Origin of the sequence: Candidatus Equadaptatus faecalis, assembly GCA_018065065.1 — a bacterium.
In the GTDB taxonomy this organism is placed as follows: Bacteria; Synergistota; Synergistia; order Synergistales; family Synergistaceae; genus Equadaptatus; species Equadaptatus faecalis.
This window is the reverse complement of sequence record JAGHTZ010000082.1, coordinates 14,325-38,997: the sequence shown is the minus strand read 5'-3', so window position 1 is coordinate 38,997 and position 24,673 is coordinate 14,325. Positions and strand designations below refer to the sequence as shown.

At 50.1% G+C, this 24,673-nt stretch carries 29 protein-coding genes; all 29 read left to right on the top strand.

Features of this window, described 5'->3' with window-relative positions; translation table 11 throughout:
• Window positions 1–322, top strand: a 322-nt coding sequence (locus KBS54_06925; protein MBQ0055854.1) for a hypothetical protein, incomplete at its 5' end; no start/stop codon positions are given.
• A gap of 382 nt (window positions 323–704) precedes the next feature.
• The gene (locus KBS54_06920) at window positions 705–1,583 is read left to right on the top strand and encodes a hypothetical protein (GenBank protein MBQ0055853.1); all 879 of its coding nucleotides are present in this window, start codon (window positions 705–707) and stop codon (window positions 1,581–1,583) included.
• Between the two features lie 66 nt (window positions 1,584–1,649).
• Window positions 1,650–3,044, top strand: coding sequence for a YadA-like family protein (locus KBS54_06915; protein MBQ0055852.1), 1,395 nt, complete (start codon window positions 1,650–1,652; stop codon window positions 3,042–3,044).
• 81 nt (window positions 3,045–3,125) lie between these two features.
• Window positions 3,126–3,308: a hypothetical protein gene (locus KBS54_06910; protein MBQ0055851.1), complete on the top strand. Its 183-nt coding sequence runs from the start codon at window positions 3,126–3,128 to the stop codon at window positions 3,306–3,308.
• Window positions 3,305–4,468 carry a 1-deoxy-D-xylulose-5-phosphate reductoisomerase gene (locus tag KBS54_06905; GenBank protein MBQ0055850.1) on the top strand — a complete coding sequence of 388 codons (1,164 nt, stop codon included), beginning with the start codon at window positions 3,305–3,307 and terminating at the stop codon, window positions 4,466–4,468. Before KBS54_06910 ends, KBS54_06905 begins: the two co-directional genes overlap by 4 nt.
• Window positions 4,468–5,505 (top strand): site-2 protease family protein, encoded by a 1,038-nt coding sequence (locus KBS54_06900; GenBank protein MBQ0055849.1) that lies wholly within the window; start codon window positions 4,468–4,470, stop codon window positions 5,503–5,505. The genes KBS54_06905 and KBS54_06900 overlap by 1 nt, the downstream gene beginning before the upstream one ends.
• A gap of 10 nt (window positions 5,506–5,515) precedes the next feature.
• Window positions 5,516–6,571, top strand: coding sequence for a flavodoxin-dependent (E)-4-hydroxy-3-methylbut-2-enyl-diphosphate synthase (ispG, locus tag KBS54_06895; GenBank protein ID MBQ0055848.1), 1,056 nt, complete (start codon window positions 5,516–5,518; stop codon window positions 6,569–6,571).
• Window positions 6,572–7,525 carry an ornithine carbamoyltransferase gene (argF, locus tag KBS54_06890; GenBank protein MBQ0055847.1) on the top strand — a complete coding sequence of 318 codons (954 nt, stop codon included), beginning with the start codon at window positions 6,572–6,574 and terminating at the stop codon, window positions 7,523–7,525. It begins immediately after the preceding gene.
• A 246-nt stretch (window positions 7,526–7,771) separates the two neighbouring features.
• Window positions 7,772–8,521 carry a YebC/PmpR family DNA-binding transcriptional regulator gene (locus KBS54_06885; protein MBQ0055846.1) on the top strand — a complete coding sequence of 250 codons (750 nt, stop codon included), beginning with the start codon at window positions 7,772–7,774 and terminating at the stop codon, window positions 8,519–8,521.
• The gene (gene ruvC / locus KBS54_06880) at window positions 8,511–9,035 is read left to right on the top strand and encodes a crossover junction endodeoxyribonuclease RuvC (GenBank protein ID MBQ0055845.1); all 525 of its coding nucleotides are present in this window, start codon (window positions 8,511–8,513) and stop codon (window positions 9,033–9,035) included. The genes KBS54_06885 and ruvC overlap by 11 nt, the downstream gene beginning before the upstream one ends.
• A 1-nt stretch (window position 9,036) precedes the next feature.
• Window positions 9,037–9,642: a Holliday junction branch migration protein RuvA gene (locus KBS54_06875; protein MBQ0055844.1), complete on the top strand. Its 606-nt coding sequence runs from the start codon at window positions 9,037–9,039 to the stop codon at window positions 9,640–9,642.
• Between the two features lie 18 nt (window positions 9,643–9,660).
• Window positions 9,661–10,722, top strand: a complete 1,062-nt coding sequence (gene ruvB / locus KBS54_06870; protein MBQ0055843.1) for a Holliday junction branch migration DNA helicase RuvB — start codon at window positions 9,661–9,663, stop codon at window positions 10,720–10,722.
• On the top strand, window positions 10,722–10,943 hold the full coding sequence (locus KBS54_06865) for a DUF2905 domain-containing protein (GenBank protein ID MBQ0055842.1): 222 nt from the start codon (window positions 10,722–10,724) through the stop codon (window positions 10,941–10,943). Before ruvB ends, KBS54_06865 begins: the two co-directional genes overlap by 1 nt.
• The gene (locus KBS54_06860; protein ID MBQ0055841.1) at window positions 10,943–12,055 is read left to right on the top strand and encodes a SpoIID/LytB domain-containing protein; all 1,113 of its coding nucleotides are present in this window, start codon (window positions 10,943–10,945) and stop codon (window positions 12,053–12,055) included. Before KBS54_06865 ends, KBS54_06860 begins: the two co-directional genes overlap by 1 nt.
• Window positions 12,055–13,104: a tRNA preQ1(34) S-adenosylmethionine ribosyltransferase-isomerase QueA gene (gene queA, locus KBS54_06855; protein ID MBQ0055840.1), complete on the top strand. Its 1,050-nt coding sequence runs from the start codon at window positions 12,055–12,057 to the stop codon at window positions 13,102–13,104. Before KBS54_06860 ends, queA begins: the two co-directional genes overlap by 1 nt.
• A 16-nt stretch (window positions 13,105–13,120) precedes the next feature.
• The gene (locus tag KBS54_06850; protein ID MBQ0055839.1) at window positions 13,121–13,378 is read left to right on the top strand and encodes a hypothetical protein; all 258 of its coding nucleotides are present in this window, start codon (window positions 13,121–13,123) and stop codon (window positions 13,376–13,378) included.
• 12 nt (window positions 13,379–13,390) lie between these two features.
• On the top strand, window positions 13,391–14,038 hold the full coding sequence (locus tag KBS54_06845; GenBank protein ID MBQ0055838.1) for a cyclodeaminase/cyclohydrolase family protein: 648 nt from the start codon (window positions 13,391–13,393) through the stop codon (window positions 14,036–14,038).
• Between the two features lie 290 nt (window positions 14,039–14,328).
• Window positions 14,329–14,826 (top strand): peptide deformylase, encoded by a 498-nt coding sequence (def, locus tag KBS54_06840; GenBank protein MBQ0055837.1) that lies wholly within the window; start codon window positions 14,329–14,331, stop codon window positions 14,824–14,826.
• 1 nt (window position 14,827) lies between these two features.
• Complete coding sequence (gene fmt, locus KBS54_06835; GenBank protein MBQ0055836.1) at window positions 14,828–15,760, top strand: methionyl-tRNA formyltransferase; 933 nt, start codon at window positions 14,828–14,830, stop codon at window positions 15,758–15,760.
• Window positions 15,761–15,778: 18 nt separating this feature from the next.
• Window positions 15,779–16,324, top strand: a complete 546-nt coding sequence (locus tag KBS54_06830; protein MBQ0055835.1) for an NUDIX hydrolase — start codon at window positions 15,779–15,781, stop codon at window positions 16,322–16,324.
• On the top strand, window positions 16,263–17,243 hold the full coding sequence (locus tag KBS54_06825; protein ID MBQ0055834.1) for a tyrosine-type recombinase/integrase: 981 nt from the start codon (window positions 16,263–16,265) through the stop codon (window positions 17,241–17,243). Before KBS54_06830 ends, KBS54_06825 begins: the two co-directional genes overlap by 62 nt.
• On the top strand, window positions 17,230–18,057 hold the full coding sequence (locus KBS54_06820) for a purine-nucleoside phosphorylase (protein ID MBQ0055833.1): 828 nt from the start codon (window positions 17,230–17,232) through the stop codon (window positions 18,055–18,057). Before KBS54_06825 ends, KBS54_06820 begins: the two co-directional genes overlap by 14 nt.
• A 17-nt stretch (window positions 18,058–18,074) precedes the next feature.
• Window positions 18,075–18,683 carry a dTMP kinase gene (gene tmk, locus KBS54_06815; protein ID MBQ0055832.1) on the top strand — a complete coding sequence of 203 codons (609 nt, stop codon included), beginning with the start codon at window positions 18,075–18,077 and terminating at the stop codon, window positions 18,681–18,683.
• Window positions 18,684–19,439 carry a hypothetical protein gene (locus tag KBS54_06810; protein ID MBQ0055831.1) on the top strand — a complete coding sequence of 252 codons (756 nt, stop codon included), beginning with the start codon at window positions 18,684–18,686 and terminating at the stop codon, window positions 19,437–19,439. It begins immediately after the preceding gene.
• 139 nt (window positions 19,440–19,578) lie between these two features.
• Window positions 19,579–20,634 (top strand): hypothetical protein, encoded by a 1,056-nt coding sequence (locus tag KBS54_06805; protein ID MBQ0055830.1) that lies wholly within the window; start codon window positions 19,579–19,581, stop codon window positions 20,632–20,634.
• The gene (ftsY, locus tag KBS54_06800) at window positions 20,634–21,545 is read left to right on the top strand and encodes a signal recognition particle-docking protein FtsY (protein MBQ0055829.1); all 912 of its coding nucleotides are present in this window, start codon (window positions 20,634–20,636) and stop codon (window positions 21,543–21,545) included. Before KBS54_06805 ends, ftsY begins: the two co-directional genes overlap by 1 nt.
• Complete coding sequence (locus tag KBS54_06795; protein MBQ0055828.1) at window positions 21,538–22,098, top strand: DUF4416 family protein; 561 nt, start codon at window positions 21,538–21,540, stop codon at window positions 22,096–22,098. The genes ftsY and KBS54_06795 overlap by 8 nt, the downstream gene beginning before the upstream one ends.
• Before the next feature lie 206 nt (window positions 22,099–22,304).
• Complete coding sequence (locus KBS54_06790) at window positions 22,305–23,600, top strand: adenylosuccinate lyase (protein MBQ0055827.1); 1,296 nt, start codon at window positions 22,305–22,307, stop codon at window positions 23,598–23,600.
• Between the two features lie 49 nt (window positions 23,601–23,649).
• The gene (glpX, locus tag KBS54_06785; GenBank protein MBQ0055826.1) at window positions 23,650–24,636 is read left to right on the top strand and encodes a class II fructose-bisphosphatase; all 987 of its coding nucleotides are present in this window, start codon (window positions 23,650–23,652) and stop codon (window positions 24,634–24,636) included.
• Window positions 24,637–24,673: the final 37 nt, after the last annotated feature.

Sequence of the window (24,673 nt, the reverse complement as noted above, 5' to 3'; positions counted from 1 at the left end):
CCGACCGCTAAGCGTGCCGTTACCGAAGTGTTGCAGAGCTTTAGCTGAAAAGCAACGGGCTTACCTCCGTTTGGAGCCGCATCACGTAATGCGTGAGAGATATACAAGGCACAGCCTCTCTGCCGAGAAACAGCCGCAAATGCAGACCTCGGCAGGTCATACAACTGTTTCAGAAAAGCCATGCCCGACGAAAAATCGTCAGCACCCTCTATATAAATATCTTGAAAAAAGACAAAAAAATGGAAACACCTGTCCTTGCGAAGCCTTGCGGCGTCTGTATTTGAACCTCGTCTCAAAAAACGGTCAAAAACACAATTTTTAACCTGCCTGTCCTGACGTTATACAAATTACCCCAAGACTGACACCCCTGAAAAACGCTCTGCAAAAAATTTGTAAAAATGGAAACAGCTGTCAATGCGAAACCGCATGGCAGCTGTATTTTTATTGTGTTTCAAAAACGGCTGAGTTTCCAAAAAAAGCGAAATTTTCAAGATATTTAAATAGAGGGGTATGACGAAATTTGGAGGGACACATGACGAAATTTTGAAAATCAATACTTGCACAACAGTCAATGCCGCCGTAAAATAAACAAAGCGGCGGAACGTATTCCGTCGGGTTTGTGTGTCACGCTGCGGCGAGAGTTTTTATCGTCATAAATCAGATTTCAGTTGTGCAAAATTTATTTTGAAAGGAAGAAAAACAACATGAGAAGTTTCAAGAAGTTAGCAGCACTATTCATGCTCCTGTCATTCATCTTTGCTGCGGTATCGCCGGCAATGGCGACGTCTTGGAGCGATTCAGGTGCCGGAACGGGTGGTATTTACGTTGACAACGGCAGCGACAACACCGCAAGCGGAGAATATTCCACGGCAATGGGCTACCAAACGACCGCAATCGGCAACTATTCTGTTGCGATGGGTCAGAACACGAACGCCATCGGACATGATTCCACGGCGATGGGCTACATGACGAGCGCAAGCGGGAACTATTCTGTAGCGATGGGCTACACTACATGTGCAACCAATGAGGCTTCCACGGCGATGGGCTACATGACGACCGCAAGCGGACGTGCTTCCACAGCAACGGGTTTATGGACGAGAGCGGAAGGCGACTATTCCACAGCGTTGGGCAATACTACGAGAGCGGAAGGCGAAAATTCCACAGCGATGGGCTTTAATACGACTGCAAACGGCAAAAGTTCCTTTGCAGGGGGCAGCAACAGCGCAGCATACGGTGCAAATTCCTTTGCAGGGGGCAGCAGCAGTACAGCGTACGGCGCAAATTCCTTTGCGTTCGGTGACGGCGCAGTCGCGGGTACTATGGACGACAGCAGCGGCACGCCTGTTTACGGCGGAGACAACACTATCGCGTTAGGGTCTAGATCAAAATCATATTATTGCGAGTTTATAAAGAAAGTTATCAATGACCCTGTCACTTACGCGACAGAGTGGAGTAATTTTAGTTGGCTGTTTGATCCAAGCTGGGCTTTGGATGTAAACGAATGGAAAAACAAACCTGCTGAAGAAATTGTTGCAGCTATGGCAAGTCTTGGGGTTATTACTGAGGATAATATATTTGACTGATATGCGAAGCCGTATGCGCCCGGTGTAACTGCAAGCGGCGAAAACGCAATAGCTATAGGTACTTCGTTGTCTGAAGGCACGCTTGCCTCAGGCAAGAACTCGGCAGTATTCGGCAACGATGCACGGGCAACGGCGGAAAACGCGCTTGCGCTCGGAACAGGCGCAAATGCGAGCGGCATTGGCGCTGTAGCAATCGGAAATAACAATGCCAGCGGAGATTATTCCACAGCGATGGGCAAAGACACGAATGCCGGCGGAAATTATTCCACGGCGATGGGTTACCAGACGAATGCCAGCGGCAACTATTCCGTAGCGATGGGTAGCGGAGCTCAAGCACACAGAAACTACGCCGTGGCGATTGGCTGGAATACGAACGCCGTCGGAATGGCTTCTGTAGCGATAGGCACTCAAACAAACGCCGGCGGAACGGCTTCCTTCGCGGGAGGCGCCCAGAGCAAGGCATACGGCGACTACTCGTTCGCGTTCGGTAAAGGCGCGGTTGCGGGTGTTGAAGGTCAGGCAGCCGACTACGCCGGAACAATTGCGTTCGGCAGCGGCGCGCAGGCAACACACGCAAATTCAGTCGCGCTCGGCAATAACGCTGTAACAAAAGACGCGGCAAATATATCAAGCGCGACAATCGGAACGAAAACCTACAATTTCACGGGCGGAAGCGCAGCCGAAGGTGTAGTATCAGTTGGAGACGAAGGACATCTGAAACAGATAGTCAACGTTGCCAACGGCGCGATAGAAAGCGGCTCAACAGACGCGGTCAACGGCGGACAGATATTTGACATAATCAGCAATCTTCCGAGCGGCGGCGGCGGAGAAGACGCAAATGCCGTACACTATAATGCGGACAAGTCGAAAATTGAACTTTTGGGCAGCAACGGAACGACAATCAGCAATGTGAAAGCGGCTGAACTTGCCGAAGGCGGAACCTCCGCGGCGACAACGGGACAGCTATATAAGACAAATCAGGCGATAGCGGCTGAATCGATGAGAGCTCAGGCTGTTGAAAGACATTTGCAGAACGAAATTAACGCCAACACGCAGGAAATCCGCGAAGTTGGCGCAATATCAGCGGCATTGGCCGGACTGCACTTTGCTGAACCGAGCGGCGAAGCAGGCGACAAGCTTGTCGGCGCGGTTGCGTACGGCGGTTACAGAGGTTCAAACGCGGAAGCGATAGGACTTGCCTACAAACCGAGCCCGAATATGATGCTCTCGGCGTCAACGTCAATCAGCAACGGAAACGACAGCCAGAACGCGTACAACGTCGGATTCAGCCTGAAATTCGGCAAGGGCGAAACGGCAAAGACAAAGGCGGAGCTTCAGAAACAGGTGAAGTATCTTAACGATAAAAACAGCGTGCTTGAAAGTACGGTCGCGCAACAGGGTACGGAAATTCAGACGCTTAAGAATGAGCTTGAGGAGCTTAAAAAGCTGATTAAAAAATAGCCTGAGCGGCAGACTTAAATATCAAACAACAGACGGCGCGGTTTCGTTCTGCGCCGTTTTGTTTTGGACGTTTTGCCGAAAGTGTTAGACATATCGCGTTTTGAGAGTTATCATATACAGGCGGAGACAGGAACGAAGGGCGGTAATGCAATGGCAGTTTCTTTTCGGGATTTTAAGGCTTCTGACGGTAGTGTCCGCCGGCACGGCGCTATGCTTGTGAACGCTGTTATCGCCTATATAATTTTCGGACTTTTTGTAAAATGACAGAACGCAGCGAAATACAAAACATAGCGGTTATAGGCGCAACGGGAAGCGTAGGCAGTTCCGTGCTTGGCGTCTGCTCGCGTTTTCCTGAGCGTTTCAGGGTGGCTGCCCTTGCCGCAAATTCAAACGAAAAGAAACTGAAAGAGCTCGGACGTTCTTTTTCTTCAAAAATCCTCTGCCTCAGCAATCCTGAAGCGCCGTTTTCAGATAATGATTTCACCTGCCTTTCAGGAGTTGAGGGGTTGTCTGAAATCGCCTGTTCTCCGGAGATTGACCAGGTCGTATTCGCGTCTTCAGGAACGGCGGCGATCCCTGCTTTGCAGTGCGCTCTTAAAACGGGCAAAAAAGTTTCTCTCGCAAATAAGGAAAGTATTGTGGTGGCAGGTCCGTGGGTTATGCCGCTCGTTCAGTATAAAAACCAGCTGCGTCCCGTTGACAGCGAACACAGCGCCGTATGGCAGTGTATGGAGGGTGCACCTTCGGAAGAGGTTGACAAGCTCTGGCTTACCGCTTCAGGAGGCCCGTTCAGAAGCTTTACGGCTGAACAGATGGAAAAGGTAACTCCTTCCGACGCGCTGAAACACCCTACGTGGAATATGGGCGCAAAGATAACGATAGACAGCGCAACCCTTATGAACAAAGGTATTGAGTGCATTGAAGCGGCGCAGCTTTTCGGCATGGCACAGGAAAAGGTCGGCGCTCTCGTGCACCCCGGTTCGTACGTGCACGGGCTTGTCCGCTTTATTGACGGAACGACAAAAATGCTGCTTTCAAAAGCCGACATGAGACTGCCGTCCGCCTCAGCAATCGCGTGGCCTGACAGGCTTCCGCTTGCGGAGCGCGGAATTGAAGCACTTGAGCCTGCAGGGCTTGACCTCCGTTTTGACGAAATAGACGGAAATCGTTTCCCGTGTTTTCCGCTTGCGCTTGAAGCAGGGAAAAAAGGCGGCGCGTATCCCGCGCTGCTTGTCGGTGCCGACGAAACGGCGGTCTCCGCGTTTCTTGACGGGAAAATATCCTTTACCGGCATTGCCTGCGTTGTTGAGGACGTGCTTTCAAACTGGAGCGGCTCAGCGCCGGCTTCGCTTGAAGACGCTGTCGCCCTTGTCGGCGAAGGCAGAAGGCTCGCGGCGGAAAGCTGCCTCAGGAGGTCTGAATAATGCTCTTTACCTTTACGGCATTTCTGGTAGTTATCGGAATATGCGTTGTATCGCATGAAGGCGGGCATTTCCTTGCCGCAAAGTGGCGGAACGTCTACGTACACGAATTTTCTTTCGGCATGGGTCCTCTGATTGTTTCAAAGCAGAAGGGCGAAACAAAATACTCGCTGCGTGCTTTCCCTGTCGGAGGCTACGTTAAACTCGAAGGGGAAGATGAAAGCCCCGAAGCCCAAAATTCTGAAATTCCGCGCGAAAGAGCGCTTTACGCCAAAAAACCGTGGGAAAGGCTTGTTATTCTTGCCGCCGGAATTTCTGTAAATCTTCTGCTTGCATGGCTTTTGTTCAGCAGCTATCTCTTTGCGAACGGTACGTGGGATTTGAAAACGGCAACGGTCGGAAAAGTTATGGAAGGCACTCCGGCGGCTGAAATACGGCTGCGCAGCGGAGACGTTATAAAAAAGATAAACAATATTGAAATAAAGCAGTGGGCAGACATCAGCAAAACTCTGCGCAGCGTGTCTGACGACAGCGTTAAGCTTGTATATCTGCGCGGCGGCAGAGAGATCTGCATTAAAACCAGCGTTCCTGTCAGCAAAGAACACGGCGGGAGACTGCTCGGCATACAGCCGCGCAAACTGCGTTTTTCGCTTATTCAGTCAATGTCCGAAGCGCTGCGTTTTGCGTTTCGTATGAGCAGCGATATTTTCAGTTCGCTCGGCAGACTGCTGATTGGAAGAAACAAGGAGGAAATTTCGGGACCGCTCGGCATAGCCGTTATGTCCGGAGAGGCGGCGAAGCAGGGCTTATGGAGCTTCCTTATGTTCCTCGGACTGATAAATCTCAATTTGGGACTGGTTAATCTTCTGCCTTTCCCTGCGCTTGACGGCGGCAGAATAGTTTTCGCGTTTGCGGAGCTTGTTACGGGCAGAAAGGTTTCAGCAAAATTTGAAGGCGCGGTGCACTATGCAGGATTTGTGCTGCTGCTTCTTTTCATAATCTACGTAACGGGACTTGACATTTTGCGGCTTGTCCGCTGAGGTGATATAAATGAGTGCGAAAGTTGTTGACGTTAACGGTCTTAAAATAGGCGGTAACAATCCCGTACGCGTTGAAAGCATGCTTACGGCGCGGCTGTCCGACCCTGACGCGTGTTTTGAGGAGACGGAACGCCTGCGCGAAGCGGGCTGCGAGCTTGCGAGAGTCGCGTTTCCGTCAATGGATACGGCGCAACAGTTCCGCGAGCTTGTCAGCCGCTCAAAGTTAAGGCTTATGGCAGACATACATTTCAACCATAAATTTGCGCTTTCCGCGCTTGATTCCGGCTGCCCGTCCGTGCGTATCAATCCGGGAAACATGAGCAGTCCGCAGGCAGTTCCCGAAATAGTTGCAGCCGCGAAGGCAAACGGGGCGGTAATCAGGATAGGCGCGAACGGTGGCTCGCTCAACGCGTCGCAGCTTGCGGCGGCAAACGGCGACCGCGCGCTTGCGCTCGTTTCGGCGGTTGAAGAACAGCTGAGGCTTCTGCTTGACAATAATTTTGACAACGTAATAATTTCCGCAAAATCAAGCAGCGTTCAGGAAAGCGTCAGGGCAAACACCATACTTGCGCAGCGCTGGAATTTCCCGCAGCACATAGGCATAACGGAGGCGGGCTTCGGAATTTCAGGAATTGTCAAAGGCTCAGTCGGTATAGGCGCAATGCTTTTGCAGGGAATAGGAGACACGATACGGGTAAGCCTCACAGCTGACCCCGTCGAAGAAGTAAAAACAGGCTACAGCATACTCAACGCCGCAGGCATAAGAAAACGAGGTTACAATCTTGTCAGCTGCCCGACCTGCGGACGTCGCAGAATAGACGTAATCACCCTTGCCGAAAAGGTTCGCGCCCTTTTGCCCGACGATCTGCCCGACGGAACAACCGTAGCCGTTATGGGCTGCGAGGTCAACGGACCTAGGGAAGCGGCAAACGCAGACCTCGGCATAGCGGGAACACCTTCGGGCTTTGTGATGTTCAGACACGGTACGCCGTTCTGCAACGCCTCTGCCGGTGAATTTGAAGAAAAACTTTTTGAGCTTGTGAAAAGCTTTAAGGAGGAAATGTAAATGAAAGAACAGCTGCACGGACGCCATCTTCTCACAATGAAACATCATACGCCTGCAGAGGTGGAATACCTTGTGGATTTGGCGGCAGAGCTTAAACGCAAAAAGAAAGCCGGAGAAAGAGGGCACGCGCTTGACGGCAAAAACATTGCCCTGATATTTGAAAAACCATCGACACGCACGCGCTGCGCATTCACCGTGGCGGCTTTTGACGAGGGCGGACATTCGGAATATCTCGGCAGAAACGATATTCAGCTTGGGCACAAGGAAGACGTTAAAGACACGGCGAGGGTGCTCGGCAGAATGTTTGACGGCATAGAATTCCGCGGCTTCAGCCAGAAAACGGTTGAAGACCTTGCAAAATATTCCGGTGCTGCCGTGTGGAACGGACTGACAGACGAATATCATCCGACGCAGATACTTGCCGATTTTCTTACGATAAAAGAAAATTTCGGAAGGCTTAAAGGCATAAAGCTTGTGTTTATGGGCGACGGACGCAACAATATGGCAAATTCGCTTATGATAGGCGCCGCAAAATGCGGGCTTCATTTCGTTGTCTGCGCTCCCGAAGCGCTTCATACGGCGCCGGAGCTTGTCGCAGAATGCAGGAAGATAGCCGAAGACGATAAAACCGGAGCGGTTATTGAAATAATCTCTGATCCAAAAGAAGCTGTCGAAAACGCGGACGTTATTTATACCGATGTATGGGCGTCGATGGGTGAGGAAGCGCAGTACGAAGAACGCAAAAAACTGCTTGCGCCCTATCAGGTCAATATGGAGCTTATAAAAGCAACAGGAAAGGCTGAAACGATATTCCTGCACTGCCTGCCTGCGGTAAAGGGCAGCGAAGTTACGGAAGAAGTGCTTGAAGCGCCGTTCTCAAAGGTTTTTGACGAAGCCGAAAACCGTCTGCACACGATAAAAGCGGTTATGGTCGCCTCAATAGGAAATTATTAAAAAGAATGTGCGGACAGCAGTACTAAATTTATGCTGTTGTCCTGCTCTCATTTATGCTAAAATATCAGTACTAAATCGCAAGACGCGGAGTGAACGCATGCTGCGAAGAAGATACTTTGAAAACAATCAGAAACTGGCGAAGCCGTGGTCTGTTGAGCGCGCTTCGCTTCCTCCGAACCTGTGCTGAAGTACAGGCAGTTTTTCGTGTTTTAATTCAGAAACTAAATCTATTATGAGGTGATAAAAATGTCAGGACATTCACACTGGGCAGGTATCAAACGCCGTAAAGAAGCACAGGACGCAAAAAGAGGAGTAGCTTTCCAGAAACTTATTAAGGATATAATCGCAGCCGCGAGAGAAGGCGGCGGAGACCCGAACGCCAACTTCCGTCTTAAAGTCGCAATAGACAGGGCAAAAGCCGGCAACGTTCCTGCGGACAACATCGACCGCGGAATCAAAAGAGGAACAGGAGAACTCGGCGGACCGATGGAAGAAATCTACTACGAAGGTTACGGTCCGGACGGAGTCGCGGTTATGGTTGACGCTATGACCGACAACCGCAACAGAACGGCTCCTGTTATGCGTTCGCTCTTCACGAAGTGCGGCGGACAGATCGGTGAAATGGGCTGCGTTGCATGGAACTTTGACCGCAAAGGCATAATCCAGATTGTCGGCGAAGGCATTGACGAAGAAGAATTGCTGATGGCAGTTCTCGACGCAGGCGGAGACGACATGACGACAGGAGAAGAAGGCTTTGAAGTCAACTGCGAAGCCACTATGCTCGCAAAAGTCGCCCAGGCGCTCAAAGACGCAGGCTACAACGTGGAATCAATGGAAATCGCAATGATTCCAAAAAACACGGTCACAATCACCACGAAAGAAAAAGCTCAGAAAATGCTCTCGCTGGTAGAGCGTTTTGAAGAAGACGACGACGTTCAGGCTGTTTACGCGAACTTTGTAATAGCGGACGACGTTCTTGCACAGCTTGACGACTAATACGCAAAATAAGCCGAAACGAGCCCTGGGCATTGACCCGGGGCTTGGCACTTGCGGCTACGGAGTAATTTCGCAGATCGGAAACAGGCTCGTATGCGAAACGTACGGCGTTATCAAGACGCCCACAAAAATTTCGGTTACGCAGCGTCTGAAATGCCTTTACGACGAGCTGCACATAATTCTTGACCAGTACCGGCCCGAGGTTTTTGCCGTTGAAAAACTGTTCTTCGGCAGAAACGTAACGACCGCTGAAATGGTCTGGGAGGCGCGCGGAATAATTCTGCTGTACGCTTCCGAACTCGGACTTGAACCGTATGAACTGAAGCCAGCTGACGTTAAAATGGCGGTATGCGGCTACGGGCTTGCGGAAAAAATACAGGTTCAGGGAATGGTAGCGAAAATTCTCGGACTTCCGAAACGTCCGACCCCTGATGACGCCGCCGACGCTTTGGCAATAGCCATCGCGGGTATGACCGCTTCCAATTTTGACAACAGTCTTCTGAGAGGGTTGTAAAATGATAAGTTCGCTTCGCGGAAAGGTGCTTTCCGTAACTGACGACAGCATAATACTTGACGTTTCCGGTTTCGGAATACAGCTTTTCGTTTCGAAAGCGCTGATTAACAATGCCGTAGCCGGCGAAGATCTCAGCTGCCCTGCGTACATGCAGATAAGCGACGCAGGCGTCAGTATGTTTGGTTTTGCCGACGAAAGGGAAAAGGAACTTTTCCTTGAACTGGTGCAGGTGAAAACCGTAGGCGGAAAGCTTGCGATTACAGTTTTGAGACACAACAATTTTGACGACGTTGTACAGGCGATTACAAGCGAATCGCCTCGTATGCTTACAGCCCCGGGGCTTGGCGCAAAACGCGCCGAACGCATCTGCTTCGAGCTTAAAAACAAAATCGAAAAGAAATTTCCCGGAGCAGGCGGTGGTTCCGTTTCTTCATTTGCCGCCGGAGGCTTTGACAATTCCGTCATGGACGCGCTTGTCGGACTCGGCTTTTCGCAGAGCGAAGCCGCCCGTGCTGTTGCCCTTTCAAAAGGCATGGCTGACCCGGAAAAAGAGTGGACGGAATCCGAACTGCTCAGGTCGTCTCTCAGTATGCTTCAGAGGCGTTAACGGAGGCTTGCGGCTATGATGTATCCCGATACTGACGATAAGCTTATGGAAAGAATGCGTTACGAACCTGAACGCGATTTTGACGTTCAGTCGCTGCGCCCTGCCGCGCTTGAAGAATTTGTGGGGCAGTCGGAACTGAAAGACAAACTCAGCATATTTATGACCGCGGCTCTTCAGCGTGAGGAACCGCTTGACCACGTGCTGTTCTACGGTCCTCCGGGGCTTGGCAAAACAACGCTTGCCGGAATTATCGCCAAAGAAATGCACGGCAGTCTCCGCGTTACGACCGGACCGGCTCTTGAACGCGCAGGCGACCTTGCCGCGCTGCTTTCGAACATACAGCCCGGAGACGTGCTTTTCATAGACGAAATACACAGAATGCCTGCCAACGTTGAGGAAATACTCTATCCGGCGATGGAAGATTTTTCGCTGTCAATTATTACCGGCAAAGGTCCTCTTGCGAGGAGCATTTCGCTCACGCTTCCGAAATTTACGCTTATAGGGGCTACGACGCGGCTTGGTTTGCTTAGTTCGCCGCTCCGCGCACGTTTCGGGATATGCGAACAGCTTAAGCTCTACACGCCGGAGGAACTGACCGCTATTGTAAGACGCGGCGCATCCGTGCTCGGCATAGGAATAAATGACGACGCAGCGGAGGAAATCGGTCTCCGTTCGCGCGGCACGCCCCGTGTTGCGCTGCGTTTCCTGCGCCGTGTGCGCGACGTTGCGGAAGTCAAGGGGCTGGCAACGATTGACAGAACAACCGCCAACGAAGCGCTTAATATGCTCGGCGTTGACGATCAGGGACTTGACGACAGCGACAGAAAATATCTGAAAGCTGTTGTGGAGCTGTTTGAAGGAGGTCCTGTCGGGCTTTCAACGTTAGCCGCCGCCCTTAATGAAGACACGAGAACCATAGAAGACATCTACGAGCCGTATCTGATACAGAAAGGGCTTATAGAACGCACCCCGCGCGGACGCAAGGCTACAAAAGCATCGTGGGGCTATCTCGGCAAACCGGTGCCGTCTGATTTTGTGCAGTATCAGCAGACTCAGCTGCTTGATACGGACGGGGAATAATGCAACAGCTCGGCAAAACGCTGATATTTTTCGGACTGCTGCTCACGGCTGCCGGCTGTATTTTTCTGCTTGCAGGGAAACTTTCGCTTCCGTTCGGGCGTCTGCCCGGAGACATTTCATATCACGGCAAAAAAGTTACGGTATTTGCGCCGTTCGGCACAATGCTGCTTGTTAGCGTCGTACTTTCGCTTCTTCTGAAATTCTTTTCGAGGTTTAAATAATGAAAAAAATTGTGTTCGCAGCGTTTGCGATTACTCTTGCTTTATGCACGGTATGTTTTGCTGAAGAAAGTTTTGACGAAGGCTTTGAAGGCTACATACTGACTCACGTCAAAAAAGAAATGAGCCCTGGCTGGAATATTGAGGCTCTCAAAGCCCAGGCGGTGCTTGCCCGCACGTTTGAGCTTAACGCCGGACGCGGAAACTGCACGGCTTCTGCGGATTTTTCGCTTGACGACGGCCCCGTACGCGCTGTAAAGGAAACAGCAGGGCTTGTCCTGAAATACGACGGACAGCCTGCGGCTGTTTTTTATCATGCGGACAGCGGCGGAATAACTACGGGAAACAGCGATGTGTGGGGAGGAAAGGCGCTGCCGTATCTTACCGCAAAACCTGACAAATTTCCGCAGGGAACAGACAGCTCCTGGACTAAAACAATCAGCAGGGAAGAACTTGAAAAATGCCTTAACAACGCCGGCTTTTCAATAGGCACGCCGCTTGCCTTTTCAAACGTAAAACGCGACGCAAGCGGACGAATAGCCTCTCTTGAAATCAGGGGCAGCAGCGGAAAAGCATCGCTTAACGGAAACAAATTCCGCATACTGACAGGACTTAAAAGCACGCTTGTAAATTTCGGCGGCGGTGCGCCCGTCGTTTCAGCACCGCGAAAAACGGCATACGTTCCGGCGTTCGGAAGAAAAAGAGTGATAGACCGCAGTACTATGCCTGAGGATAAACGGGCGCAGCTGAACTGGTTTGCGGACAACAGACTTTTCAGCGTTGAAGAATTCATGCGAATGCTTGCAAAGCCTGAGAAAATTGACGAATATATAGAACTTGGCATGAGAAGGCTTGATACAGCCAATAACGTGGTTGCGCAGTCTGTCTCCGGCGGAAGCGGAACAGCTGAAAAAACTGAAAAGGCACAGGATATTCAGCCTGCGGCGCAGTTTGGCGAATACGGCATAGGAGAAACCGTAACTTTCAGCGGAAAAGGCTGGGGACACGGCGTCGGACTTCCGCAGAGACAGGCAAAGGCAATGGCTGAAAACGGCTGGGACTGCCGGCAGATTCTTGAATATTATTTTCCTGGGCTCATACTGGAGCATTACTGATGAAGCCTGATTTTAACAAAACCTCAACCTTTGATTATCCTCTTGACCAGTCGCTCATTGCGCAGAACCCCGCGTCTCCTCGCGACTCCGCGCGGCTTATGGTAATCAAAAAAGGCAGCACGGAATTTGAACACAGAATTTTCCGCGACGTAACGGAATATCTCCGTCCGGGCGACCTGCTCGTTATGAACGATACGAGAGTGCTCCCCGCGCGTCTTGAAGGAAGAAAAAACGGTGACGGGGCAAAGGTTGAAATATTTTTTCTCTCGCCTGTTTCTGAAAATCAGGGCAAATGGACTGCTCTTGTGAAACCCGGGCGCAAGCTTCCCGAAGGTACGAAAGTAACTTTTTCGGGCGGCTCGGTCGTTACCGTCGGCGAACGTCTTGAAGACGGTCTGCGCTACGTATATTTTGCAGAGAGCGACAACGCGCTGGACGTCATACACAAAAACGGACAGACGCCGCTTCCTCACTACATCACGGAAAGTACGGCAGACGCCGAAGAATATCAGACAGTCTATTCAAAGCTTGAAAAAGAGAACTCCGTTGCTTCGCCCACGGCGGGACTGCATTTTACAAACGAACTGCTTGAAAAAATATACGCCTCAGGTGTAGAGCACGTCTTCGTAACGCTTCAGGTAGGGCTCGGAACGTTCAGACCTGTCAAAAGCGACAATGTTGACGACCATATAATGCACTTTGAACTTTGCGAAATATCTGCCGAAACGGCGGAAAAAATCAACCGCGCAAAAGCGGAAGGCCGCAGGGTGGTAGCGGTCGGGACGACAGTTGTCCGCACGCTTGAAAGCTTTGCGCGTGAAACAGGGAAAATTGAGCCTGGCATAATGAATTCAAACCTCTTTATCCGCCCAGGATTTGAGTTTAAAATAGTTGACGCGCTGATAACAAACTTTCACCTGCCGAAAAGTACGCTGCTTATGCTCGTCTCTGCGTTTGCAGGCTATGATACGATAATGGCGGCATACAAAACGGCAATGAAAGAACGCTATCGTGTCTTTTCATTCGGTGACGCAACATTCATACAATAAACAGGAGGCTGTACAAATGAAAAAGAACATTGACAAAATAAGGGAAATCTGTCGGAACAAGGAGCAGCTTGCATATCTGCTCATGAATTTTTACGACATATTCCTTGACGAATGTTATCTCACGAGCGGAGATCCGCAGTACATGTACGATTTTCTTGACGACGAATACGCAGACGGAGTTTGGCTCAGCCTGATACGTAACGCCTTCCGCGAAAATCCTGGCTATGGCGTTGAAGTGGCTGAAAAACTCGGAATAATTAAAAACAACGCGTAACAGGTGCTGAAAATGCATTTTGAAAACGCCGAAATAAAAGCCTTTCTTGAAGACCTTGCGTCAAATTCACCGGCGCCCGGCGGCGGAAGCGCCTCTGCCGTTTGCGGTGCCCTTGCAGCCGCTCTTGTCTCCATGGTTGCGAACCTGACCGCAGGCAAAGAAAAATTTGCAGAACAGGAAAGCCTTATGCAGCAGCTTATCTCGGAAACAAAAGAGCTGCGCGGAAATTTCCTGAAACTCATGCAGGAAGATATTGACGCGTTCTCGTTCTATATGTCCGCATTGCGCATGAAAAAGGAAACGGAGCTTGAAAAACGGGCGAGAAAAGCCGCAATGCAGGACGCTGTAAGGCTTTCAACGGAAGTGCCGCTCAAAATGATAGACGCCTGTGTGAAAACAGCGGAGCTTGCGCTCTTGGCAGCGCGCAGCGGAAACCCCGGGGCGGTAAGCGACGCAGGGGCAGCCTCTCTTTTGGCTGAAGCGGCGGCAAAATCCGCGTCCTACAACGTGTACATGAACCTTCCGCACGTTTCCGACCCTGAACTTGCAGGAAGTTATCAAATCAGAATGAACGAAGGGCTTGGAAAGGTTGCGGAGCTCGCCTCGGAAGTTTCGGACATACTTCGGAAAATCTTTGACGCAACTGTGAACGGAGCGTAATGTTTAAGCCCGACAAAACACAATCGTTTTAATAAAAGACGGCGAAGAAAAACGGTTCGGCGCCCCAAGAAAGATGTCGCTCCGCGAGGCGGTCGAACGCGGGTTTTTGGTGGAAATATACGAATAAAATTGTGTGAAATTTTTTCAGCGTTTTATATGCGGGGCAGCGCGGTTTTGCACTGCCTCGTTTTATTTGACGCCGCTGTTTTGTTTTTCAAGCCTTTATCGTGTTATAATCTTGTTGTACCAAGTTTGGATTTATTTACGCGCGTGCTGCGCGGCGAATGGAGATGTTTTCTTTGAGCATATTAAAAATATGTACCTATCCCGACCCTGTGCTCAGAAACGAAAATAAGCCGGTAAAGGTATTTGACGACGAGCTGCGCAAAATTGTTGCCGATATGTTCGAGACAATGTACGCGGCTGACGGAATAGGGCTTGCAGGACCTCAGATAGGGCTTAACAAACAGATAATAGTCATAGATTATCAGGGAGAGAAATATACGCTGATAAATCCCGAAATCATCAAATCAGAGGGTTCTGAGGTACACGAGGAAGGCTGCCTGAGTTTCCCGCGCATTTACGTTAAAGTGCCGTCGCCCGTCAGCATGACGGTTGTATATAAGGACGAGTTTGGAAACGAGCATACAAAGCAGACGGAAGGATTTTTGACTACCGTATTTTCTCACGAAATAGACCACTTGCGCGGCAGAATGCTTATAGACCGCGTTTCACCGCTTAAAAGAAGTTTTATGAAGAAAAAAATTGAGAAAGAAAGCGGTAAATAAGATGCTCAGGGCAGGTTTTTGCGGAAGCGGCAGATTTGCCGCGGCGTGCCTTCGTCTTTTGTCAGGACAGTTTAAGCCGGCATGGGTTGTTACGAATACTCCGAAAACTTCCGGCAGAGGGCTTCAGCTTCACGACACTCCCGTCAGCATTGCGGCGCAGGAGCTTGAAATTCCGTGTTTTACGACTGACAGGCTGTCCGCCGATACAGAAAGAACAGAATGGATTGTCAGCGACGCACCGGATATTATATTTGTTATAGATTTCGGCCATCTTATAAAGGAACCGCTGCTTTCCCTGCCGAAATACGGCTGCATAAATCTGCACCCGTCTAAGTTGCCTCTTTACAGAGGTTCTGCTCCGTTGCAGAGAGCGATTATGGACGGGCTGAAGACTACCGCCGTTTCTGTTTTCAAGCTTGATTCAGGAATGGATACGGGAGATTTGCTCTCACAGCCTGGAGTAGAAATTTCGGAAAACGATACTTACGATTCGCTGCTTGAACGCTGCGCGGAAGCAGGCTGCCGCGAAATGCTGCGTCTGATTTTTGAAGTTAAACCCGATAACTGGAAATTTAAGCCCCAGCCGCAGGACGGTTTCAGTCTTGCCCCGAAAATTGACAAATCAGAGGGGAGAATTGACTGGAATAAGTCTGCATTTGCCTGCGGCTGCCTTGTGCGCGCGCTGTCAAACGCGCCGGGAGTTTTCTGCTTTAACGGCGATAAAAGGCTCAGAATTTTCAAGGCGTCTGTGATAAAAAGTCAAAAAACTGCCGAACCCGGAGAAATCATTGCAATAGAGAACGGCGAGCCGGTAATTGCGTGCGGAGAAAACGCGCTGAAGCTTGAAACAGTGCAGCCTGACAGCAAAAAACAGCAGAGCGCGGCGGACTGGCTCAGAGGAGCAAGACTGTCTGTCGGCGACAGGCTGCAATAGGTACAGGGAGGCGGCAGAATGGACAAAACTGAACGCAGTATTGCTTCAAATCTTCTTTACAGCGGCCGCATACTTAATCTCAGAATAGATGAGGTTGCGCTTCCGTCCGGAGTGCAGACGAAAAGGGAAGTCGTGGAGCACAGGGACGTTTCTGCTGTTCTTGCCGCTGACGCTTACGGACTGCTGCTTTTTGTTTCGCAGTACCGCTACGCCGCCGGCGCCGAACTGCTTGAAATTCCCGCCGGTCTGGTTGAGGACGGCGAAAATCCGGCTGATACCGCGGTGCGCGAGCTTCAGGAGGAATGTGGCTGCAAGCCGGGAAAACTTGAAAAAATTGCTTCGTTCTACTGTTCGCCGGGCTTTTCTACGGAAAAACTGCACGTTTATTTTGCTTCAGAGCTTGTAAAGTCAAAACTGCCGGAGGACGAGGACGAACTGATAGAGGTCGTACGCCTTTCCCCCGCCGAGGCGGAAGAAAAAATAACGAACGGCGAAATAGTCGATGCAAAAACTATTGCTGCGGTTTACTGGTACAGGAGGCAGCAGCTTGATAACAGAATTTAGCAGCGAATTCGCGCTGCTTACGGAGAGATTTAAAGATTACCTTCTGTTTGAACGGGGGGCAAGTCAGAATACCGTCAAATCATACATGTCCGATTTGAACGCATGGTACACGTTCTGCAGAAAGCATGACGCTGTGCCTGAAAAGTTAAACGCAGACGCCGTTTCAAGGTTTGTTCTTGAACTGACAGCCGCCGGCAAGGCAAAAAGCACGATACAGAGAAATGCGGCAGTTCTTGCTTCTTTCGCGCATTTTTTAGTCTATGACGGAGAAGAATCGCATCTGCCGAAGCTTGACGAACTTCCAAAACGCGACAAAAAGCTGCCGGAGGTTATGACCGAGGGTGAAATACAGCGCATAATCAACGCCTGCGAGGACGGAACAGCGTTCGGAAAACGCGACAGGGCAATAATTGAACTGGCGTACGGCACGGGTATGAGGGCGTCGGAAATATGCGGCATCGCTCTCAAAGACATAGATTTCGGAAGCGGCGTGCTCTACACGCGCGGAAAAGGCTCGAAAGAACGCAGTATTCCGTTTGTAGGCGCGGTGCGGCGAATAGTTGAAAATTACATTGAGGAAACGCGTCCTTCACTGAACAGAGACGGTCTGCAGTGGCTGTTTTTGAGCAGAAGCGGGCAGCAGCTCGGCCGCGATTCGCTTTGGCATATACTCCGCAAACGCGGACAGGAGGCGGGCATTCCTATAGCAAGACTGCACCCTCACGTTTTGCGGCATACTTTCGCGACGCATCTTCTTCGCAACGGCATGGATCAGAGAACCTTGCAGGAAATGCTTGGACATTCGTCAATACTGACAACACAGAAATATACGCACATAGACGAGGAAATGCGGGACTTGTACGACCGTTATCATCCCCGCGCGTCAGAAGCAACGGAGGAAAACGATGGACTACGCTGACAAAGTCAGAAAAGCAAGAAATTATCTGCAGAAAAGAATAAGCAGCGCGCCTGAATACATGCTCGTGCTTGGTTCGGGACTTGGCAGCGTTGCCGATATGCTGGAGGCGGAAACGGTAGTCAGCTACGAAAGCATACCGTACTGGCCGAAATCTACGGCGCCGGGTCACCGCGGACGTCTGCTTTTCGGTATGCTCGGCGGAAAATACACTGTCGTTATGCAGGGAAGAATACACGGATACGAAGGCTACGACATGACAGAGGTAACCTTTCCCGTGCGCGTGCTCGGCGAGCTTGGCGTAAAATCTGTGCTGTTCACCAACGCTTCCGGCGGGATTCCGTCGGAGGGCAGGGACATAAAGCCCGGCAGCATAATCGCCGTTACCGACCATATAAATTTTATGGGAGACAATCCTCTCAGAGGCGCCAACAATCCTGAATGGGGCGACAGATTCCCTGACATGACGTTCACCTACGACAAAGCCTATATCAATCTGCTTACAAGGCTTGCTTCCGAACAGAAGATAGAACTTTTCCAGGGAATTTACATCGCAATGCGCGGACCTTCCTACGAGACACCGGCTGAAATCCGAATGGCTAAGCTTCTCGGAGCTGACGCAGTCGGAATGTCAACCGTTCCCGAGGTTATAGCGGCACGCCACATGGGAATGAGAATAGCGGTGCTTTCCTGCGTTTCAAACTATGCCGCAGGCGTCAGGAATGAAAGACTGACGGAAGAGGAAGTGCTTGAGACAATCGGCGGCAACGCGGATAAAATCGGCGGGCTCGTTGCGGAATTCTTTAAAGAAATTTAACACGGGACAGTGATTGCATGTTCATAGCGATAGAAGGAATTGACGGAACAGGAAAATCAACTCAGGCTGCGCGGCTTGCGGCTTATTTGAAGACAGACTGCGGCAGGGAAGTACTGCTGACGAAAGAACCTGGCGGCTGGAACGGAGGTACGATCCTCAGGGAACTTGTCCTCAGCGGGGAACTTGTTCATCCATGGAGCGAAGGCTATTTGTTTATGCTTGACCGTGCTGAACACGTCAGCCGCGTTATCGAACCGGCAGTAAGAGAAGGAAAAATTGTTGTTTGCGAACGCTATCACGCCTCAACGCTTGCTTATCAGGTGTGGGGCAGAGGTCTGCCGATAGAACCGTTTGACAGGCTTTTCAAGCTTTCGAATTTTCCGGTTCCCGATTTGACAATTCTGCTTGATATGGAACCTGACGCCGCGCTTGCCAGAGTCAGAAGCAGAGGAAAGGAAGACGCGTTTGAAAGCGAAGGCTGTGCTTTTATGACAAAGATACGCACCGGCTATCTTGAACAGATGAAACGGACCGCTGCTTCCTGGGCGTGTATTTCCGCAGAAGCTTCGCCTGACGTTGTTTTTGAAAATATAGTATCCGAAATAAAAAGCAGAGGTATTATTTAATTGTCTGACAACGATTTTGCAGCGCTTATGGAAAATTCAGGCGGCTGGAACGAAATATGCAGCGCCGTTAATTCCGGCAGGCATCCGCAGTCGGTAGCCGCCCTTGTCCCGCCAGCGGGACAGGAATATTTTGTGGAATGTTACGCGCGTATAATGCTTGAAGATGACAGGGCATGGAGCGACGGCAGACATCCTGACCTGATTTATGCCGGAACTCCCGACAAAGCCCCGTCAATAGAGGAGTGCCGCAAGCTTAACGAGGAAATGTCCCTGCACCCTGTATCGGCAAAACGGCGTCTTTCTGTGATATGGGCGGCAGACAAGCTTTCGCTTGAAGCGGAGAACAGTCTCCTTAAGCTTACGGAAGAACCTCCTGCAAACGCGTGTATTTTGTTCGTAATGGAAGAAAACAAGCTTCTTCCGACAATCCGGAGCCGTGTATGGACGATAAACATTGATTTTCCCGAGGAATGTCTGAACGCGTCCAAACCGCCGCAGACTCCGGCAGAGTGGGCGGAATGGTTCGGCAGAAATTCTTCCGGCAAAAAAGGGGAATTTGACGCCGCCTGTCTTGAAATACAGGGCTGGATAAATTACTATATTGAGCAGGGGGAGTTTGCAAAAGCTTCCAATGCTGAACTGCTTGTAAAAATGGCAAAACAGAAAAATACGTCGCTGTCAATGCTTCAGGATATGGCATTTGCAGTACTTCAGGGAGATGTAGCTTGTGAACAAATATTTGGCAGTCTACGGTAAACCCCGCTATCTCGGGATTATAGCTACCGATAAAGAACTGAAACAGAAGGATATTGTCGTAGTCGAATCTGTACGCGGCGATGATATTGCTTTTGTCGCCGGAAGCCTTAACGACGAACAGGAAGCGGAATACAGGGCTATGAAAAACACTGTTGAACGCGCTGAAAACGCTCCCAAAGTTTCAGAACCGGCTGTTACCGATCTCAGATTCGTTAAATTTGCCGAAAACAGGGAACTTAACGAACTGGGACTGTTTAAGGTTGAAGAGCGCGAAATACTGAAAAAAGTCAAGGAACTTGTTGTTCCGCACGAGCTTGACATGAAGCTGATCGACGTAGAACTTATGCTCGGAAGAAAAAAGCTGTTTGTCTATTTTTCGTCCGAACAGAGAGTTGATTTCAGAGCGTTCGTGCGCGATTTGGCAAGGGAATTCAAAACAAGAATTGAGCTGCGCCAGATAGGCGTGAGAGACGAATCGAAAATTATAGGCGGGCTCGGAATATGCGGAAATCCGTGCTGCTGCAGTTTTTGGCTGCACCAGTTCGAGCCGGTGGGCATTAAAATGGTAAAAGAACAGAATCTCGCGCTTAACCCTGCAAAAATATCAGGAATCTGCGGCAGGCTGATGTGCTGCATGTGCTATGAACACAATGTTTACAGCGAGCTTTGGGAAGGTCTGCCCGCACCAGGAAGCAAAATTAAAGGTCCTGAAAGCAGTGTGCAGGTAACAGGAATCAATATCGGGGCAAAAGCTTTGAAATGTTATATACAGGGACTCGGAGAAAAAGACGTGCCGATTGATAAATTCGAGCAGTTCACAAAAGCTGTAGAAGCCGGAACTGTCAACGAAGAGCTTGAGAATCTGATTAAAATGGAAGATCCCGTGTCAGATTTTCTGTTTGACGGAGCTGTTGACAAAATATTCAGGGAACACGCTGACAAAAAAGAAACTGACGGAAAAACTTCAGAAGAACATCAACACAGATCCAAAGCCCGTTTCAACAGACATTCACAGCCGAAGCAGGCAGACGGTGCTGTCAGGCAGATAAGTGCCGGTGAAATGTTTCATGCTGAAGATGAAATTGCGGACGATAACGAAGCTGAAGAAAAGCAGCAGAAAAAGCATTTCCGCTATCATCACCGCGGAGGCAGAAAACACCGCGGAAAACAGCAGAACGGCGGCGGCGAAGCGTAATGTTCGGAAATTTAGCGGACAAAATTCGTAACGGCGGCAACAGGTGGGCACAAGGTATTTCAAAACTGTTCTCTGAGCAGCCTGTTACTGACGATTTTTGGGACGAACTTGAAGAAATTCTCCTGACGGGAGACGTAGGGATAGACACTTCCTACGCTCTTATTGACGAGTTGAAAAAATACGCGGTTGACAAAAGAATTGCCAACTGCACCGAACTGAAACAGGCTTTTGCCGGAATGCTTCAGAATAAACTTGAGAGCGTTCCGAATACGGGAAAGCCTCTTCGGCTTGATAAAAAACCGTCCGTAGTACTTCTGATAGGCGTAAACGGAAGCGGCAAAACGACAACGGCGGGCAAGCTTGCCCTGCAGCTCAAAAATCAGGGCAAAAAGGTGGTTTTGGCAGCAGCGGACACTTTCCGCGCCGCGGCTGTAGACCAGCTTAAGGTTTGGGGCGAACGCACAGGCACAAAGGTTATATCTCAGGCTGAAAACAGCGACCCTGCGGCAGTTTTGTTTGATGCCGTAAATTCCGCAAAGGCTTCCGGCGCAGACGTCGTTATTGCCGACACCGCCGGACGGCTGCATACAAAATCGAACCTGATGGAAGAATTGCAGAAAATTTTCCGCGTAGTCAAAAGGGAAACGGGCAGCGACCCTGCGGAAGTTTTGATAGTTCTTGACGCGGTTACAGGTCAGAATGCTTTTGTACAGGCTGAAAGCTTTGGCAAATGTATGCCGGTCAGCGGCGTGATGCTTACAAAATATGACAATACCTCAAAGGGCGGGATAGTTTTTTCAATCGCGGACAAACTTCATCTTCCAGTAAGATACGTCGGACTCGGCGAAGCAGTGGAGGATCTCAGGCTGTTCGACGCCAAAGCCCTTACAGAGACGCTGCTGAATGTCTGACAGCAGGCTTTTTGACTGCGAAAACCGTCATCCGCGCGATCCGCTTGTCAAGAAAATCGCGGCACTGCTTGTGCCGCGCGGCGATACGGAAATTTTTGAAAAAACAAAAAAACTGCTGGCGGAAAAGTGGGGCGAACCTGAAAAAATCAGCGGCTTTTACCCGTTCACGTGGACGAATTATTACGAAGAAATAGCGTCTGAACTTGACCGCTGCTTCTTTTCCTACCCCGGACTTTATCCCATGTCAAAACTTCCTGACTGGAAGCTGACGAGCTGCGCGATAGAGAAAAAAACGGGTGAATCACGTAGGGTGAACATAGATCCCGGAACAATAGACGGAGCACGTCTGCTGCTTGCGTCCACAAAGGGACAGGCACACAGAATGTACATGCGCGACGGAATATTTGCCGAAGTTACGCTGTGCCGGAGAAAAGGACGATGGGAACATTTCTTTTACACCTTTCCTGATTTTTCAAGCGGAGTGTACGACAAGTGGCTTGAAAGCGTCAGGGAAGACTGGAAGAGAGAACATGAGAAATTCCTGAAAAGATAATTACCAATTACGAATTACCAATGACCGATTGAGGCTGCCTTGCTCTGCAAGCCTTCAACTGAGATAATAGCATTAAAGAACATAGAGATTGAAATCTTTTAAAGATGTTACGGTTCTGACTTCCAATGTCTGAACTTGTTCAGACACCATAATTGGTACTTGGTAATCGGTAATTTTTATTTAGCAATTTATGTGGAGGTGCAACGATGATTCCAAGATACGAGATTGCTGAAATTTCCAAAATATGGAGCGATGAAAACAAATTCCGCCGCTGGCTGGACGTTGAGCTTGCCGTATGCAGGGCATGGACGGAAAAAGGCGTAATCCCCGAAAAAGATTTTGAAAATATCAAAGCAAAAGCAGCCTTTAACGTTGACAGAATACATGAGATAGAAGCTGTTACGCATCACGACATGATTGCGTTCAACACCTGTGTGGCTGAAACTGTCGGTGAATCGGGGCGTTACGTACACCTTGGTCTGACAAGCAGCGACGTTATAGATACTGCCTCATCGCTTATGCTCGGCGAAAGCCTCGAATTTACCGTTAAAAACATTGAAAAACTCCGCAAAGTCATCGGCGAAAAAGCTGTGAAATACAAGAAAACGCCGTGTGCGGGAAGAACACACGGAATACACGCCGAACCGACGACGTTCGGTCTTAAACTGCTCAATCACTATTCGGAGCTGGGACGGGATATCAAACGGCTTAAAACGGTGCGCGAAGAAATGCTGGTAGGCGCAATTTCCGGAGCCGTAGGCACGTACGCGAACTGCCCGCCTGAGATTGAAGCAAGAGCCTGTGAGCTTCTGGGACTTAAGGTTGATCCTGTTTCAACGCAGATTATACAGAGAGACCGCCATGCACGCGTTCTGACAGACCTTGCGATTGCCGGAGCGTCCCTTGAACGCCTGGCGCTTGAAATACGCCATCTGCAGCGCACGGAAGTGCTTGAAGCGCTTGAACCTTTCCGCAAAGGACAGAAAGGCTCCTCCGCAATGCCGCACAAGAAAAACCCGATACTCTGCGAAAGAGTCTGCGGCATGGCGCGTCTGCTTCGCGGAAACGCGGTGCCGGCAATGGAAGACATAGCACTCTGGCACGAAAGAGACATAAGTCATTCATCGGTTGAGCGCATAATTTGGCCTGACTGCTTCCATACTTTCAACTACATGTGCAGTACAATGTTCAAAATAATAAATAATCTTGTTGTAAATATCGAAGAAATGAGAGAGAATATAAACGCAACCAACGGACTGATGTTTTCGGGAAGAGTCCTTGTCGAACTGGTGGAACGCGAGGGCATCAGCAGGGAAGATGCATACTCGATAGTTCAGGACAATGCCATGATATGCTGGGAGACAAAAACGCCGCTGCTTGACCTTCTTGCAAAAGACGGCCGCATAAAAAAGATGTCACGCGGACAGCTTGCGGAGTTGTTTAACCTTGATTACTACATGAAACACGTGGACGAAATATTTGCCAGATTCCCTGAGCTTTAGGCTTCAATCTTTGTTTTAAATAAAAACAAAACGCAAAGGAGACAGAAAAATGTCATCACCCGACAGAAACATTGCACTCGAAATGGTAAGAGCCACAGAAGCCGCCGCCATGTCCGCAGCCCGTTTCATGGGCAGAGGCGACAAAAACGCAGTTGACGGGGCAGCCGTTGACGCTATGCGCTATATGCTTAACACGGTACACATGGACGGTATCGTTGTAATCGGCGAAGGCGAAAAAGACGAAGCCCCGATGCTTTTCAACGGAGAAAAACTCGGCGTCGGTACTGACCCTCAGATTGACATAGCAGTTGACCCCGTAGACGGTACGCGTCTTACGTCGCTTGGTCTCCCGAATGCCGTCAGCGTTGTTGCTTTTGCCGAAAGAGGAACAATGTTTGACCCGAAACACATATTCTACATGAACAAAATAGCAACAGGCCCGCGTTCGGCAAACGCAATTGATATTGACGCTGCGCCGGAAGAAAACGTCAAAGCCGTTGCGAAAGCCCTTGACAAAGAAGTATCTGAAGTAACAGTCTGCGTACTCGACAGACCGAGACACGATGAGCTTATCAGACAGCTCCGCGCCGCGGGCGCGCGTATCCGTCTTATCACGGACGGAGACGTTGCCGGCTGCCTTTCGACCTGCAACCCCGCGTCGGGCATTGATCTTATGATGGGTATCGGCGGTTCGCCGGAAGCAGTTATAACCGCCTGCGCCATAAAATGCGTCGGAGGCAATATGCAGTGCAAACTCTGGCCGCGCAGCGACGCAGAAAGAGATAAATGTGCTGAAGTCGGCATGGACGTCAACAAAGTTCTCAAACTTGACGACCTCGTCGCGACCGACAACGTATTCTTCGCGGCAACAGGCGTTACCGACGGAGACTGGCTCAGAGGCGTCCGCTATACGGGCAAGGGTATTGAAACGTCATCGCTCGTTATGAGAGCGCAGAGCGGAACAATACGCTACATCAACGCCGTTCATAACACCGCGAAACTTAACGAAATCAGCGGCGACAGATACAAAGCGTAACTCTTAATCATAAGAACAACAAACAAGCGGCGGATAA